Annotated in this window: 14 protein-coding genes; 6 read left to right on the forward strand and 8 right to left on the reverse strand. The window is 50.8% G+C overall.

Translation table 11 applies throughout. The features are described 5' to 3' along the window. Positions 1-47: 47 nt before the first annotated feature. The gene (locus BZG79_RS05260) at positions 48-2,246 is read left to right on the forward strand and encodes a putative inorganic carbon transporter subunit DabA (RefSeq protein ID WP_277918627.1); all 2,199 of its coding nucleotides are present in this window, start codon (positions 48-50) and stop codon (positions 2,244-2,246) included. An 8-nt stretch (positions 2,247-2,254) separates the two neighbouring features. Continuing rightward, on the forward strand, positions 2,255-3,226 hold the full coding sequence (locus BZG79_RS05265; protein WP_077773881.1) for an L-threonylcarbamoyladenylate synthase: 972 nt from the start codon (positions 2,255-2,257) through the stop codon (positions 3,224-3,226). A gap of 10 nt (positions 3,227-3,236) precedes the next feature. Here BZG79_RS05265 and BZG79_RS05270 read toward each other — a convergent pair whose 3' ends face one another. Further along, positions 3,237-3,965: a NifB/NifX family molybdenum-iron cluster-binding protein gene (locus BZG79_RS05270; RefSeq protein ID WP_077773882.1), complete on the reverse strand. Its 729-nt coding sequence runs from the start codon at positions 3,963-3,965 to the stop codon at positions 3,237-3,239. Between the two features lie 255 nt (positions 3,966-4,220). Between BZG79_RS05270 and vapB the strand changes: the two genes are divergently transcribed. Both vapB and BZG79_RS05280 read left to right on the forward strand, forming a co-directional pair. After that, the gene (gene vapB / locus BZG79_RS05275; protein ID WP_069363032.1) at positions 4,221-4,454 is read left to right on the forward strand and encodes a type II toxin-antitoxin system VapB family antitoxin; all 234 of its coding nucleotides are present in this window, start codon (positions 4,221-4,223) and stop codon (positions 4,452-4,454) included. After that, positions 4,447-4,869, forward strand: coding sequence for a type II toxin-antitoxin system VapC family toxin (locus BZG79_RS05280; RefSeq protein ID WP_241824660.1), 423 nt, complete (start codon positions 4,447-4,449; stop codon positions 4,867-4,869). The genes vapB and BZG79_RS05280 overlap by 8 nt, the downstream gene beginning before the upstream one ends. Before the next feature lie 28 nt (positions 4,870-4,897). Here BZG79_RS05280 and BZG79_RS05285 read toward each other — a convergent pair whose 3' ends face one another. The 5 genes from BZG79_RS05285 to BZG79_RS05305 form a co-directional block, all read right to left on the reverse strand. Beyond that, positions 4,898-5,179, reverse strand: a complete 282-nt coding sequence (locus BZG79_RS05285; protein ID WP_021023566.1) for a DUF134 domain-containing protein — start codon at positions 5,177-5,179, stop codon at positions 4,898-4,900. A 141-nt stretch (positions 5,180-5,320) separates the two neighbouring features. After that, positions 5,321-6,769, reverse strand: coding sequence for a decarboxylating NADP(+)-dependent phosphogluconate dehydrogenase (gnd, locus tag BZG79_RS05290; RefSeq protein WP_077773883.1), 1,449 nt, complete (start codon positions 6,767-6,769; stop codon positions 5,321-5,323). A gap of 11 nt (positions 6,770-6,780) precedes the next feature. After that, positions 6,781-7,506: a 6-phosphogluconolactonase gene (gene pgl / locus BZG79_RS05295; protein ID WP_077773884.1), complete on the reverse strand. Its 726-nt coding sequence runs from the start codon at positions 7,504-7,506 to the stop codon at positions 6,781-6,783. Beyond that, positions 7,503-9,005 (reverse strand): glucose-6-phosphate dehydrogenase, encoded by a 1,503-nt coding sequence (gene zwf / locus BZG79_RS05300; RefSeq protein WP_077773885.1) that lies wholly within the window; start codon positions 9,003-9,005, stop codon positions 7,503-7,505. The genes pgl and zwf overlap by 4 nt, the downstream gene beginning before the upstream one ends. Before the next feature lie 219 nt (positions 9,006-9,224). Next, complete coding sequence (locus tag BZG79_RS05305) at positions 9,225-10,148, reverse strand: LysR family transcriptional regulator (RefSeq protein WP_077773886.1); 924 nt, start codon at positions 10,146-10,148, stop codon at positions 9,225-9,227. 223 nt (positions 10,149-10,371) lie between these two features. Between BZG79_RS05305 and BZG79_RS05310 the strand changes: the two genes are divergently transcribed. Beyond that, positions 10,372-12,003 carry an alpha-glucosidase gene (locus tag BZG79_RS05310; RefSeq protein WP_077773887.1) on the forward strand — a complete coding sequence of 544 codons (1,632 nt, stop codon included), beginning with the start codon at positions 10,372-10,374 and terminating at the stop codon, positions 12,001-12,003. 100 nt (positions 12,004-12,103) lie between these two features. Here BZG79_RS05310 and BZG79_RS05315 read toward each other — a convergent pair whose 3' ends face one another. Continuing rightward, the gene (locus BZG79_RS05315) at positions 12,104-13,411 is read right to left on the reverse strand and encodes a carboxylate--amine ligase (RefSeq protein WP_077460709.1); all 1,308 of its coding nucleotides are present in this window, start codon (positions 13,409-13,411) and stop codon (positions 12,104-12,106) included. A gap of 138 nt (positions 13,412-13,549) precedes the next feature. Further along, positions 13,550-14,482: a putative zinc-binding metallopeptidase gene (locus tag BZG79_RS05320; protein WP_077773889.1), complete on the reverse strand. Its 933-nt coding sequence runs from the start codon at positions 14,480-14,482 to the stop codon at positions 13,550-13,552. A gap of 279 nt (positions 14,483-14,761) precedes the next feature. Here BZG79_RS05320 and BZG79_RS05325 point away from each other — a divergent pair. Beyond that, positions 14,762-16,543: hypothetical protein (locus BZG79_RS05325; RefSeq protein WP_077773888.1), on the forward strand; the 1,782-nt coding region annotated here is incomplete at its 3' end.

The following is a 16,543-nucleotide window of genomic DNA, read 5'->3' on the forward strand; positions in this document are numbered from 1 at the left end:
GGCCGCTAATGCCGTCGGCGTACTAGCTGTCGCATTGGCAATCGCCCATTAGTGAGGCACACCTTGCCGAGGCCATTTCAACCTCTGGCAGCGCATTAACAGTGAGTGATTGTCTGCGTGCGCTGCGCATTCATAGCAGTAACCTCCCGCGTTGGAAGCCATTGGCTGAGTTGTGTGATTACACCAGAGAAACACAAGAAGGCTTATCGTGGCAGCAAGAAATCCAGCAGCAAGTGAGCCAGTTTCTCGCACTCAATCACCAATACCCACAGCGTTTTGATGCTCAAGGCCAAGGCGGTGAGCACCTTTATCAATGCTGGTTGAGTGTGGTGAGCCAAGATAAAGGCATTAAAACCCTCACAGGCGTGGATTTGCTCACCGATTTCGCCACACTGCCTATCCAAATGGATGCACTGATCGCTGAAGCAGCCGCCTTTTGGCAACCGATCCTTCACGACCAAGACGGTAACTTGGCCTATTGCCACGCGCTGATGCATGGTTTATCGGGTTGGGCAAGCTGGCAGGCTTGGTTAGATTGGCAGCAACAGCTCAGTGACAGTGAACAACAAGATCATGGCATGGGCCTATTCGCGATTTTACTCGCTTGGGATACAGTGCTGGCACGCTGGCTTGCTAAACACCGTGACGCAGCATGGGCAAGCATTCGTCAGTCCATGCACCACCAAGCGGYGAATGTGCGCCATTGGTATCACCAAGCACAACAACAGCTCGCGCCACTGTGGATTTGGCAGCAAGCGCTGGAAATCAGTCAGCAGCGCCCTTGGGCACACGCCTTGTCCGCGCAGGCCAGTGTCGACACTCTCGCCACCTCGCCTACGCTGCAAGCTGTGTTTTGTATCGATGTGCGCTCTGAACCGATGCGTCGCGCGTTAGAAGCACAATCTGATCGGATTCAAACCCTTGGCTTTGCTGGCTTTTTTGGCTTGCCGATCGCCTATCAACCCACTGATAGCCAGATTCAACGCCCGCAACTGCCCGGCTTATTGGCACCGGCGATCACCGCCTCACAAACCCATGCTACCCCCGAGCGCTGGTTACGAATGACCAAGCTCGGCTGGCAACGTAGCCTTGATGCGCCCGCCGCCAATTTAGGGATGGTCGAAGCCGGTGGCATGCTGAAGCTCGTAAGCCTATTAAAACGCGCATTACGCATTTCTGGCACCGAAAACCCGCTAAATCGGCTCAGCCATACTGACAGTGATTGGGCGCTCACCCGTGACAATACGCCGTTAACCCCAGCAGAAAAAGCAGAGCTAGGCACTGGTATCTTGCGCGCCATGGGTATTGCTGACCAACTGGCCGATGCCGTATTGTTGGTGGGTCATGGCAGTGAAACCTGTAACAACCCTCATGCAGCAGGGCTTGACTGTGGTGCTTGCGGTGGACAAACCGGTGAGGTGAATGTCCGCGTACTCGCACAGCTTCTTAACGATGCCGACGTGCGTGATGCCATGGCACAGCAAGGCGTAACGATTCCCGCCAGCACCCGTTTTTATGCCGCCATGCACAACACCACCACCGACGCACTGGATGTCTTTCACGCTCCAGAGCATGCCCAATGGCAAACTTGGCTGGCCGCTGCGAGCGAGCAAGCACGTGCAACCCGCGCCAACCAGTTTGATCAAACGCCTACCCAGCCATCCAAGCTCAAACGCTTCTTTGCTACACGGGCCAAAGATTGGGCACAAATGCGCCCTGAATGGGGACTGTGTGACAACGCCGCGTTAATCGTGGGCCCGCGCACCCTGTCTCGACAGATTAATTTGCAAGGTCGCAGCTTTTTACACGACTACGACTGGCATAGAGACAGTGACTTTAGCCAGCTTACGGCAATCCTCACCGCGCCCATGGTGGTGACCAATTGGATCAACTTGCAGTACTTTGCTTCTGTTACCGCACCGGAAAAATTTGGCAGCGGAAACAAATTGCTGCACAACATCGTGGGTGGGCACATTGGGGTGTTTGAAGGGAATGGTGGTGACTTGCGAATTGGCTTATCGCATCAATCCGTGCACGATGGCCGTCGATATCGCCACCAGCCAGTGCGATTAAGCGTATTTATCGCTGCCCCTCGGGAGGCAATTGATAGTATACTTGCACGCCATAACGATATAGCCGCGCTGGCGAATCACGGCTGGCTGTACTTGATGCAAATTGATGCGCAAGGTGCAGTATGGCAACGCGATCGCTCGGGTCAGTGGTATCACCTGAACGTAGCAAAATAAAACGGAGCATGTCGTTGAAAACGCAACTTCTCTCAGCGCAGTGTTCAACGGACCTAACACAAGCCGCCGAGCTACTGAAAGCCGGCGAACAAGTCGCGGTGCCTACAGAAACCGTGTACGGTCTGGCAGCGGATGCCAGCAATCCAGACGCCGTCGCGGGCATTTTTACCGCCAAAGGGCGACCCGCCAATCATCCTTTGATTGTGCATCTCGGTGACGTCGCATCGATCACCGAGTGGGCAACGCCGATCCCGGATGAAGCATATAAGCTGGCGAATGCCTTCTGGCCAGGGCCGATGACGCTGCTGCTGCCACGTGCCGAGCATGTTTCACCGGTCGTCACGGGTGGATTAGATACCATTGGACTTCGCGTTCCCGCGCAACCTGTGTTATTGGACCTGCTCGCCACCCATCAGCTTGCCGTTGCCGCCCCGTCAGCGAACCCGTATAAAAAGCTCAGCCCCACCACGGCAGAGCAAGTGATGCATGGTTTAGGCGGAAAAATCGCCGCGGTGATTGATGGCGGCCCTTGCCAACATGGGCTGGAGTCGACCATTGTCGATCTTACCAAGCGCCCCTTCCGCGTACTTCGTGCCGGTCCCATCACCGCCAGCGAGCTGAGCGCCGTATTGGGTGAAACCGTGGAAGCGCCCGAGCAGCACGATAACGTGGTGCCTGGCAATGTCGGTAGCCATTACCAACCTAACACCCGGTTGCAGATGGTGGCTGCGGACTTGTCTGATCTCCCTGCGCCCCATCCGGAAAAACGCGCGGCCTTGCTTCACTTTGGCGAAGCCCCGACACGGGATGATCTGGTGTGTATTACCATGCCGAATGACGCCGCACGCTACGGGCAAGCGTTATATCACCAACTTGCCCAAGCCGATCAACTCGGCGTCAGTGAGATCTGGCTCGCCCAGCCTCCTCATGGTGAAGCATGGCTTGCCGTGCATGATCGCCTACGCCGCGCCGTCAGCTAGTTTTTGACGCTTACGACGCGCGTGTTTGCATAAAGCTTGCCGTTGCACTGGCACACACAGTGTCTGCAACGGTCAGCGTTGCCTCTAACCGACTCATACCGTGTTTCGCTTTCACACACCAGGCACGCACCTCACCATAAACAGCGATAGGCACCGGATGGTGATAGCGAATATTAAGTGACGCTGTCACACTTTGCGGGGCAAACAAGAAAGTACAATGGGTCAACCCCGCATCCAAAAGCGTGGCAAYGACCCCACCGTGCAGCTGATCTTGATACCCCTGCCAAGTGCTTTCTAACCATACGCTTGCGGTCACGGCGTTGTTATCGTCTTGATAAAATTTAAGATTAAACAGCCCGTTGTCACTGCAAGCCACACACTGATGATGGGAATCCGGCGGGATAACAGGTTGCTTATTCATGGCAACCGCAACCGTGGCCACTGTTTCGACCTCGTTGACCTTGTCCATGTCCCGGCCGTTGGTCAACTGATAAACATCGACATCCGCGGCCAACAATCCCGCTAACGCATGCTCGCCAATATGACGGGTCACCACACGTGTTACTTGGTTAGCTTTCAGCATCGCTATCAAGGCGTTTTTGGCACCGCAACCTTCTGTTACACGTGGGTTGGCGAACTGAGCGAGTGCTTGGCCATCGTCGTCAAACAGCGCAAAGTGCTCGGCCTTCATAAAATGTCCCGCAGGACGGTCTTGGTTCATCGCAATAGCAATTGTCATCTTCCGTTCTCTCTTTATATAAATGGCATATGCTAAAAATACGCCTGATTTATGGCATATGCAATAAACAAAGTTAGAAGAGGTCAAAAATAATGTGTTGAAGCATCAAGTTTGCCATTCCAAATGCACGACTTGTGAGAGGTGTAAGGTCTGGCCCTTTCAGTTCGATTTTCATTACAATCATGCATATGTTTGACATATGCCACGCTGAAGTTATACTGAATAAAGATTGAACAGATACATGGCGAGGACCTTATGAGAACAATATCCATTTTCAAAAATGGCAAGAATCAAGCGGTACGCTTGCCAAAGGATTTTGAGTTTGACGGCGTTAATGAGCTTGAAATTCATAAAGAGGGGGATGTCATCACCTTACGCCCAGCTCGCCCAAGTTGGCTCTCATTTGGCGAGCTCGAAAAGGCTGATAGTGATTTCATGACCCATCGCGAGGAGCTGATCAAAGACGAGGGACGGTTCAACTTTGACTAACAAAATCAACTATATGCTTGATACATGTATTTGTTCATTCATTATGAGAGAGCAACCCAGAGCGGTGTTGAAAAAGCTTCACACTGTTGTCGGCAATCAACATCGCATTGTTATCTCAGCCATTACCTATCAAGAAATGCAATATGGGTTGTTAGGAAAAAAGGCATCACCAAAACATGCGGTGCTTGTTGATGCTTTTCTTCAGCGAATCGATGAGATTTTACCTTGGGATAAAGCCGCTGTTGACGCGACAACTGCAGTTAAGCGCAATCTAATGAATAAAGGCACCCCTATTGGCGGAAACGACACAGCAATTGCAGGTCACGCCATTGCGACTGGTTGTGTACTAGTCACAAACAATACGAGGGAGTTTCAGCGTGTTGAAGGACTGAAACTTGAAGATTGGGCTCAATAGTGCCGACGTAACGACGGCTCATGTCGAACTACTCTTCTGACTCAAACACCAGGGCTTTGCCTTCTACGAGGCAGGCGGTGGTTTTGGCGCGGGCGCGTTTAACCAGGTTGGCTAACGTTTGACGAGATACGCCCATGACTTCCGCCGCTTGCAGTTGCTGCATCCCTTGATGGTCAACAAGGCGCATGGCTTCGAACTCATCCAAACCTATGGTCACCGTCTCTAGCTCACTGAGTGGAATGGCGTTGGGTTTAAAACAATTGGTATGCGGTTTTCCGCAGATACGGCGGGGCATTTTAGGACGCGGCATAGGGTCTCCTTTTTCGCCTATGCTAAGTGAGTTTTTTGCTTATGCCAACAAAAAGGGATGCCAATGCATCCCTTTTCTATTTATTGCTACGAGCAGTGACTTAGTCTGTCACGTTAGACGTCGTACGTTACACGCCGTACGTTACACGTCGTACGTCGTCGAGGCGGTGTTACCGCCAGTGCCTGTCCAGTTGGTGTGGAAGAACTCACCACGTGGCTGATCAAGACGCTCATAGGTATGCGCGCCGAAGTAGTCACGCTGCGCTTGTAGCAGGTTCGCGGGCAAACGTGCTGTGGTGTAACCATCCAAGAAGGTCAGCGCCGATGTGGTACATGGCATTGGGATACCGGTTTCCATCGATTTCGCCGCCACTTTACGCCATGCCGCCAAGCAGTTATCCAAAATCCCTTTAAAGTACGCATCTGAGCCCAAGAAGGCCAAGTCAGGATCCTTGTCATACGCATCGCGGATGTTACCCAAGAACGCAGAGCGGATAATACAACCACCGCGCCACATCAGCGCGACGTTACCGTAGTTCAGATCCCAGCCATTCTCATTAGACGCCTCACGCATCAGCATAAAGCCTTGCGCGTAAGAGATAATTTTTGACGCCAGCAGCGCTTGACGCAGCGCATCAACCCACTCGGCTTTGTCACCATCAACCGGCTGGATGTGTTTTTCGAACAAGGTCTCTGCCGCCACACGCTGATCTTTGAGTGCAGACAGACAACGCGAGAATACCGATTCAGAAATCAAAGTGAGCGGAATGCCAAGATCCAGCGCGTTGATGCCAGTCCATTTACCGGTGCCTTTTTGACCCGCGGTGTCGAGAATTTTCTCAACCAATGGCTCACCGTCTTGGTCTTTATAACCCAAGATATCCGACGTGATCTCGACCAGATAGCTATCCAACTCGGTTTTGTTCCAGTCGGTAAACACCTGCTGCATTTCATCATGGCTCATACCAAGGCCGTCTTTCATGAACTGGTACGCCTCGGTGATCAGCTGCATGTCGCCATATTCGATACCGTTATGCACCATTTTCACAAAGTGACCGGCGCCATCACGTCCAACCCAATCACAACATGGCTCGCCGGTATCGGTTTTTGCTGCGATACCTTGGAAGATAGGTTTCACCGCTGGCCACGCTTCTTCAGAGCCACCCGGCATAATTGATGGCCCAAAACGCGCGCCTTCTTCACCGCCAGACACACCGGCACCGATAAAGTGAATGCCTTTTTCTCGCAGCGCTGCCACACGACGGTTGGTATCTGGATAGTTGGTGTTACCGCCATCAATAATGATGTCGCCTTTCTCAAGCAATGGCGTCAGTTTGTCGATAAAGGTATCGACCACATCACCGGCACGAACCATCAGCATCACTTTACGTGGCGTTTCTAGCTTATCAACCAGTTCTTCCAGCGAATAAGCGCCAACGATGTTAGTACCCTTGGCTGGGCCTTCAAGAAACTCATCGACTTTGGCCGCGGTACGGTTATGTGCCACGACTTTAAAGCCGTTGTCGTTCATGTTGAGGATAAGGTTTTGGCCCATGACCGCCAAACCAATTACGCCAATATCACCTTTCATCGTGCTCTCCATTAATTCTGTTCTGGTAATTTTTTTGCTGCCGCGGCATCGAGTACCCATTCCGTCGTGCCTTTGGCACTGCGGATATTGGCGGCAGGATATGGCAGTTGAGTGGGCTCGTATGAGGCGATCTCATGCACAATCGCTTGTTTGCCTTCACCCAACACCAGATAACTGATTTTCTTCGCCGCGCGCAGCACACGGGCGGTTTTTGATACCCGCTTTTGGCCCGATTCAGGATGCGAGGCCACCAGCGCCAGTGCGGTATTGTCATACTGAGGATCGTGCGGGAACAGCGAGGCGGTATGGCCATCGCCACCGACGCCCAGCAAAATCCAATCAAACACAGGCGTGCCGTTTTCGCTTGGGATCAGCGCTTGCATTTCCGCACTAAAGCGCGCGGCTTCCACATCCGGATCGTCTTCACCACGAATACGATGAATGTTCTCTTCTGGAATGCGAATCTGGCTAAACAGCAATTTGTCGGCTTCGCCAAAGTTGCTCTCAGCATCATCCGGTGCCACGCAGCGCTCATCGCCCCACCAAAAATGCAGGTTTTGCCATTGAATCGCCGTGGCATAGTCATCACTGGCTAAACGCTTAAACAGCATTTTGGGCGTGCTGCCACCAGAAAGCGAAATGTGTACGGCACGATCTTGCTCACTGAGCGTTTGCATCGCGTCGGCTAAGTGATTGACCACCGCATCAGCATCATCAAAAATTCGGGCATTTATCATAATTCGCAGTATTCCGTGTCAGTCAGGTTTTTGCAGGGAAAACGCCACGCATGGCCATCACGCTCAAGCAATTGATCCGCTTCTTTCGGCCCCCAAGTGCCACAGGCATAACCATATAGCGCTTTGCCATTATCCTTATATTGAAGAATCGGCTCAACAAACTGCCAGCAGGCTTCCACCGCGTCACTGCGGGCAAACAAGGTCGCATCGCCTTTAAGCGCATCCAGCAACAAACGTTCATAAGCCGTCAGCATTTGGGTTTCTTCCAGCGACGTATAATGGAAGTCCATATTGACCGCTTTGGCGTTAAAGCCAGCACCCGGCTCTTTAAGACCAAAGCTCATTTGAATGCCTTCGTCGGGCTGAATACGGATCACCAAGCGGTTTTCGGGCGCATTTTTGCCGAATACGGGATGCGGGGTCTGTTTAAAGTGGATCACCACTTCGGTCACGCGCGTCGGTAAGCGTTTACCGGTGCGCACGTAAAATGGCACCCCATTCCAACGCCAGTTGTTGATAAACATCTTCAGGCCAACATAAGTCTCGGTACGCGAGTCTTCGGCGACACCTGGCTCATCACGATAGCTGGGTAATGCTTTGCCGCCAACTTGCGATTCAGTGTACTGGCCCAGCACCAAGTTATTGTGCAGGTCGTCTTCAGAGAGCGGCTCAAGCGATTGCAGTGCTTTAAACACCTCATCACGCATTGCATCAGCATTGATCTGTGCAGGCGGCTCCATCGCCACGAGCGATAACACTTGCAACAAGTGGTTTTGGAACATATCGCGCACCGCACCCGATTGATCGTAGTAACCACCACGGCCTTCCACCCCAAGGCTTTCAGCACCGGTGATCTCAACATAATCGATGAAGTTACGGTTCCAGAGCGGCTCAAACATCGCATTAGAAAAACGGAAAACCAGTAGATTTTGTACCGTTTCTTTGCCTAAGTAATGGTCAATGCGGTAAATCTGATGCTCGGCAAAATGGGCGTGAATGTCTTTGTCGAGCTGGCGTGCAGAGGCAAGATCATAACCAAACGGTTTTTCGACCACCAAGCGTTTCCAACCGTTACTTTCATCATTCAAACCATGTGCGGCGAGGCAGGCAGGGATAAAGTTATACAGCTTCGGCGGCGTAGCAAGATAAAACAAGGTATTACGCTGGGTGAAACCATATTGTTCAGACAATTCGTCTAAACGGCCTGTTAGCGCGCCATACTCGTGGGTATCAGAGATATTAAATGATTGATAGTGCACGTGCGCCATAAAGGCGTCGAGCGTGGCAGGATCAGTTTCTTCAAGCTCTTGCATTGAGTGACGTAGTTTATCGCGAAATGACTCGTCACTGTAGAAGGTGCGGCTTGCGCCTAAAATCGCGAAAGACGCAGGCAGCTGTTTGTTCGCATACAAATGATACAGGGCTGGGATCAGCTTACGGAAGGTCAGATCGCCAGATGCACCAAAAATAACAATACTGCTGTTTTCTGGAATTACCATCATCTTTCCTTTGATAATAAAGGTACTGCATGTGATTTGCGCCACAAATTAGCAGCGCAGTGGCCAAATTGGTAATTGGCCCTACCTATTGATGCCATTGATGTCGCCACTGAAATATGGAGCCGGCTAACTCATCCCTACATTTGCAGCCAGCACGACCAATTCAATGTGCGACAAAAGCACTCTAGTCTAGCACTTTCTTACTCAATAAGCTTCACCCTAACTGGTATGACGTGGCGAGATGCCTACCTGCTGGGCAGCCTCAAACAGCCGTTGGATCAGCGCGTCGACTTTTTCATTCTGCTCATTGCGCAAGGTATATAAGCCGACGTTACCTCTCTTACTCGGGTGAACCCCCAACACGCTTACCCCCTGACTGGCCAGATACATCTGGGCTCGGCTGGTATAGGGCATCACCGCCTGAGTGTCGTGCAATAAGTCGATACCGGGACTGAGGGCATCAACATCAAACACCACTTGGTTGACGTGCGTCGTTGGGCTGATGGGGTTCGCTAGCAAATGCGCATGCCGGGCATGATCAGGCGTGACACGCATCAAAGGCCAATCACTCAGGCGCTGAGAGTCGATGCTGGCGGATGTGTCTGCAAGTAGCGGATGGTTATCAGCCACATAATAGCTTTCCGCGTCCTGAAACAAGGGCATAAAGCGCACTTGCTGGCTCGCAACCAGATCGTCAATTTCATGACCGATAAACACATCCACATCGCCACTGAGCAGCGATGCCATCAGTGCCAAGCGATTACCAAATTCGATATGGACCGCACACTGGCGCTCAGCTTGATAATCAAGCACTGCCGGTTTAACAAACAAAGGCCACCACGCCTCCCCGGTGCCAAGCTTTATTTGTCCCGCTTCACGCGCTTGCAAAGCATGAATCTGGGCATAAAGCCTTTGCCGCTCGGCGTGCAGTGCCGTGGCATGCTGATAATAAAGCTCTCCTGCTGCAGTCATACTGACGCCACGAGGGTGGCGAACCAACAGCGGACACGCGAAACGTTGCTCCAGCTTTTGGATCTGTGCCGTCAATGAGGGTTGGCTGATCCCTAACTGCAACGCGGCCGCTTTAATGCCACCCGCCTCAACCACCGCAATAAAGTAGCCGGCGACTTTTTCTACATCCATACCGCCCTCACTCACAATTTAATGGCTTACTTTATAGCCTAATAAGGATACACCATTCAATGATAACGCGGATTTTTAATCTATTGGCACCTTACCTATAGCCAATCGGTTATATCAACAAGCGCCACGCCTATTTTTCTTGGCACCGCCCGCGCGCTAGGCTGTTGGCCACATCTCAAGCTAAGGCTTTGAGGATTTTTATTGTCAATAAGAGGTAATCGGTATGCAGAACGCTTGGTGGCATGATGCCGTTGTTTATCAAATCTACCCTCGCAGTTTTTACGACACCAATGATGATGGCATTGGCGATCTGAACGGAATTATCGAGAAACTCGATTACTTACATTGGCTCGGCGTCAATGTGTTATGGCTATCACCGGTGTACCAATCGCCGATGGATGACAATGGCTACGACATTTCCGATTACTGCGCGATCGCGCCTGAATTTGGCACCATGGAAGACATGACGCGCTTGATTGATAAAGCCGGCTCGCTCGGCATCAAAATCGTGATGGATTTGGTAGTCAATCACACCTCCGACGAACACCCTTGGTTCCAAGCTGCGCTTCAAGACAAAAACAGTCCCTATCGCGACTTTTACATTTGGCGTGATGCCAAACCCGATGGCAGTGCGCCGGATGATCAAGGCTCAATCTTTGGTGGTAGCGCATGGCAATGGGAGCCAAACACCGAGCAGTACTACTTTCACTTGTTCTCCAAACGTCAGCCCGATCTGAACTGGGAAAACCCCGCCGTCCATGACGCCGTGTATAAGATGATGAACTGGTGGATTGACAAAGGCATTGGGGGATTCCGCCTTGATGTAATAGATTTAATTGGTAAAGAGATCGACAAAGGCATCACTGGCAACGGCCCGCGCCTTCACCCTCTGCTGCAGGCGATGAACCAAGCAACATTTGGCGGCAAAGGCTTGCTCACCGTCGGCGAAACATGGGGCGCAACGCCGGAGATCGCCAAACTTTATAGCGCACCGGAACGCAATGAACTCTCCATGGTGTTCCAATTTGAACACATTACCGTCACCTGGAAAAACGGGGACAAATGGCAGCCCGTGCCGCTGGATGTCGCCGCCCTTAAACAGGTACTGTTCAAATGGCAGCAAGAGTTAGCTGATACTGGCTGGAACTCGCTGTTTTGGAACAACCACGACTTGCCCCGCGCCGTATCCAAGTTTGGTCACGACGGTGAGTACCGGACACGCTCAGCAAAAATGCTCGCCACAACCTTGCACTTAATGAAAGGCACGCCCTATATCTACCAAGGGGAAGAGATTGCGATGACCAATGTCGCCTTCCCGTCTATCGACGATTATCAAGACATCGAAACCCGCAATTTTTACGACTTGCGTGTTGCAGAAGGCGTTGATCCAGACACCATGATGGAGGCGGTATACCAAAACAGTCGCGATAACGCCCGTACCCCGATGCAATGGGATAACGCACCGCAGGCAGGCTTTACCCAAGGAACACCGTGGTTACCGGTTAATCCTAACTACACCACCATCAATGTGGCACGAGCGACTGAAAACAGTGGCTCGGTGCTCTATCACTACCGTGAGCTGATTAAGCTGCGCAAGCAATACCCACTGATTGCACATGGCCAGTTTGCGCCTGTGGAAGAAGCCCACCCTGATGTGATCGCCTACGAGCGTTTCGACGATACCCACCGTATTCTCGTGGTCAGCAACTTTAGTGAGCAAAAACAAACCATCACCCTCCCCGAACACTGGCACGATAAGGCCTTAACCTGCCTAAGCTACAACATGGATCCGGTCAAACAGTTGAGCACCACCTACAAACTGGCTCCTTATGAGTCGTTTGCGGTGATGATTTAACCCTTCACGGTATCGCATGGGTAACACCCACAAAAAAGCCTGGGTTAGAGACGCCTCTAACCCAGGCTGCGGAGGATAAGCAAGGTTTTATCAAGACGTACTAGACGTAAAAATCCAAGTCTTCTTGCGCTTTTAATAAATCCCGCATTTTGATCGGATCATCCCCGAAGAAGAACACCAGCCCCCAGTGGGTACCAAACGCATCTCGCTCTGGAACCGTCTCTTCAGCAGGCGCCTGAAGCTCATGGAAATCAAAATAGGGATGTTCTATACACTCTTTTGGCATCTCTAACTGACTGACGACACGCCGTTTGGGATATACGCCAAAGCAGCCAGCATAGCCTTTTGCATCAACAACTTCACGCGGGAAGAAAGCGTCAACTTCTTCTTTTGTGCTCTTAGGATCAAACACCAAAAATGAAGCCTGATAAGCATTAAAGCCATAAGCTCGCTCAATCAACTCAAACGCTTTAAATCCCGGTGGGCGGTAGGCGACCTCACCAAAGTACATAGTGCCGTCACTGGTCACAAAGTATTCTGGGTGGATCTGACCGAACTGGATATCAAAGGTTTTAATCAATAACTCAATTTGCTTAGTAATCGCGTCTCGCCAACTCTCGAGCTCTTTTGTCGCAGGCACAAACACCGAGTAGCCGAGTGTGACGTATTCAGAAATATTTAAGAACATGATCTTGCCATCGTGAATCCAGGCTTCAACGGCAAACTCCCATCCATCGAGATGACTTTCCATAAGCAGCGGGTATTCTTCAGCCGGGATAGCATCGATTTCGTCAACGGTTCGCAGCATGCGATGTCCTAAACAACCCGCTTTATCAAACGCTTTGACATGAATTGGATCGTCTGGATCGCCGTCAAGTTTGAGTAATGTTTGATTAACTCGCTTCATAAATCGCACGATATCTTCTTTTTCATGCGCCTCTTCAAAAATGCCGACACGAATACCGCCAAGCTGAGCTCGACGTTTCATTAGCGCTTTATCACGGAATAAAATCGATTGGCCGTACATCCGAGGATTATCAAGCAGTACAGAGTTGATCGCGCCGGACCATTCAACCGTTTCTTCAAACAGTGGCACAGCGACATCGACGCCCTCAGCCTTGAGTTTTCTAGCAAGCTCGATAGAAGTGTCATCAAGTCGAAGGAAATCCCATGACATAAACGGGATATTGTTCGCAGTACAAAAATCTCGCGCCCACTCAGGTGCAACCACGATATAGCGACGATCAAATTTCTGGGCCGCTTTAATTGCGTTGACACTCCACCCTAATAGCGCAATGTAACCTTTGTTTGGATCTTTGGGGGTTTCAGTTCCTTGGACAGAGTCCATAGAGGGATCTCGCCAGGACAAAACTTCTGGTGACATGTCTGATTTAGGCGTAATCGCCATATTTATAACTCCTTTTATTTGATACTGAGGCATCGGAAACGGACCAACGTTGATGCGATGCATCCTATTCCCATCCATCGTCTTTTAAAGACACCATTCCAAGTAGATGTTCGTTAAGGCCTTTGACCTATATAAAACTCATCGCCCCTGCGCGCCACGACGAAGCCAGTCATGTANTACATAGGGATAAACGTCAGACAAGCCCATGGATCGATTAATATGATTTACTCGCATCACAATGGCAGAGGCCACATGAACCAGCAGCTCCGTGTCAGGCTCGGCATAGGGATCCCAGCCGTGGCTAGGCATCTCCGGCGACACAAGCCCCGAGGCCACAAAGCTATCAGTGATATCAGTAAGATGTAATAGGCTTGCTGCCGTTTCCGCCCAATCTTCATGGGGGTGAGCCGATGCATAAGAAGTGATGTACGCCTGCTCCCACCCTACCGGTGGCCCTTGATGATAATGATTTTCCAGCGACGTGGTGTAATCGATACGTTCGTCCCCGAACATCTCACGAAATGCATTAAGAAAATCTTCTCGAAGGCTTAAGCGCCACCAAAGCATATGCGCAATTTCATGGCGCATAYGGCCTATCAGCGTTCGATACGGTTCATCCAAGGCTTCCCTGCGGGAGATACGCACCACAGGATCGGCCTCAGAAACGCTCATTGTTACCACGCCATCCCCATGCCCCATTGCCGCCAACGTATTACCATCAGCGAGCATATGAAAGATAGGCCGTGTACCAGGATCTTCTGGTCGGAACCAATGCCACCGCCCTAAGTTATCGATGACCCAGCGTTTAGCCGCTTCCGTTTCTGCCCAGTAATCAATGGCGTTAGGTATGTCAGGATCTGGTGCGAGTGCTGTCATTGCGCAAGCCCGGCAAAAAGCACCTTCTTCAGGCGCTATCCAATTACATCCTATAATGACACGGTTGGCACAAAATGGTGGCATAGGCAGAAAAGCACGCGCCTGAGGATCATAAGCTACCGGTGTTCCCTCTGCAGTGGCCAAGTTGTGAAACCATAACGTGCCGGAACCTACCGGATTCGTGAAACTCATCATATTCGGCAAAACTCCAGAAAAGGCAAACGATGCCGCGGAAAAGTCCTTTCCGAGCCACCCACCGTAGGCTTTGGCTGTGCTCACAACCAGCGATATTTCCCTAAAACTGCGACTGGGTCACAACAAACGGCTTTCGATTTGCTTAGCAATCCAGCGCCATGCGTGGAACACCTTGGGGAGTAGCCTAAATGTGATCTAAGCGCGCTTTCGCTTCCCCCTGCTTTCTCGCTCTTGTAGACTACGCGAGCGTTGACTATCTACTGATAAGAAAATTGATTTATGCCTGCGATTACACCGGCCTTTAAAGTGATAGACGGTTTCTCTCTCTGTGCCAATGACACGGAGCGCCTTGATGTATTCTTTACCTACCTTCGTGAAGGAGAGCCAAAGCTGGCAGAATTGCGTCTTGAGCAGCTTGTCTTAGCGTTAGCCAACTCCCCCTCTCAAGCCGCGCTCTTTGCCAACAGCGTGTGCAATGAAGCCAAAAAAATAAAGCTGTCACCGGCGTTTGTGCAGTTGGGGATTTTCTCTAAAAACGGTCTTGTTACCGATATTTTTCGTCGTCTTTATAACAAAGTCAATCCGCCGCCTAAGCGCTGTAACGATATTAACGACCTATTAAGTTACTTTGTAGGAGGGGAAGATAAAGCGTGGGTCAAAGCCATCTCTCATAAGTGCTGGTTTAAGCTATACCGCCTCTTAGTAAAAAGTGCCGCTCCCGAAACAATCCGCTCAACAGGTGCGTACATTAAAAGCGAGCTATGTTATTCGTTAGAAATGCTATCTATCTGGATTGCCGCGGAGGAATTGGATCCAGAGCTATTACGCATTGATCGACGTCTCAGCGAGGTTGATTCGCCATTCATTGCATTGCAGCGTGAAACCCACCAACTTGTGAACGCGATTAAAAACGACACGTTGGATCCCAAAGACAGGGCACATTTTTGGGTGATAATTGAGCAATGTCAGCAGCAGGTTAAGCGGATCCGAGCTCGTGGTATTAACCAAATGGGCTTCTCTGCGCACGCCTCACGTATGCTTGAGCGCTTGGATCAAACGTTAAACCGAATGGTGCTACTGATCCAAATCCTAGACTTTCGGCATCCACACCAAAAAGCACGCTGCGTATTAAACCTCTGGCGGCAATTGCTTATTTCAGTGACTGAACGCAACAGTGTACGCGCGATTTATCGCAAAAGTACCCGCACATTCGCACAAAGCGTGACACAAAATAAGAGCAACCACGGCGAGCATTATATCGCCAAAACCAAAAACGATTACTTTAAAATTCTGCGCGGCGCCTGCGGCGCAGGGGTGATTATTGCCCTGTTAGCATGGGTAAAAATGTATATCGAGACCCTGCAATTATCACCACTCAATAATGCATTACTGGTCAGTTTAAACTACGGCGTCGGCTTTATGCTGGTGCACATTTTACACTTTACCATTGCCACCAAGCAGCCGGCGATGACCGCGGCAAACTTTGCTGCACATGTGGAAAAGAACAAACAAGGGCGCACGCGTAGTAAAAAGCTGGCACGGTTACTGATCAATGTGAATCGTTCTCAGTGGTTTGCAGTCTGGGGCAATATCACCGCGGCAATTATCGTAAGTGTGTTGGTTAGTCTGCTTTTTAGCCATTTATATGGCAATCCGGTACTAAACAGCGAACAAGTGGCCTATCAAACAGCTGCGATTCATCCGATCCATGGTTTAGCCTGGCTTTACGCCGCTATCGCTGGGGTCTGGCTATTTTTGTCAGGTATTATTACCGGCATACTCGATAATCGGGCGGACTACATTGAGTTGAAAGATCGGTTAATCGGCCATCCGTTATTCCGCGCAATCTCGCTTCAACGACGAGAGCGGATAGCGCTGTATATTCATCAAAACTATGGCGCATTGGGGGGTAACTTTATTTTTGGTGTGCTTTTAGGCATGACCAGTTACTTAGGCTATCTTATTGACGTTCCGCTTGATATTCGCCATGTTGCCTTCTCTTCTTCCCATGCGGCCTATGCGCATATTAGCGAGTACCAGTCGTGGTTGTCTGTTTTATCC

Source organism: Salinivibrio sp. MA427, assembly GCF_001996115.1.
Taxonomy (GTDB): domain Bacteria; phylum Pseudomonadota; class Gammaproteobacteria; order Enterobacterales; family Vibrionaceae; genus Salinivibrio; species Salinivibrio costicola.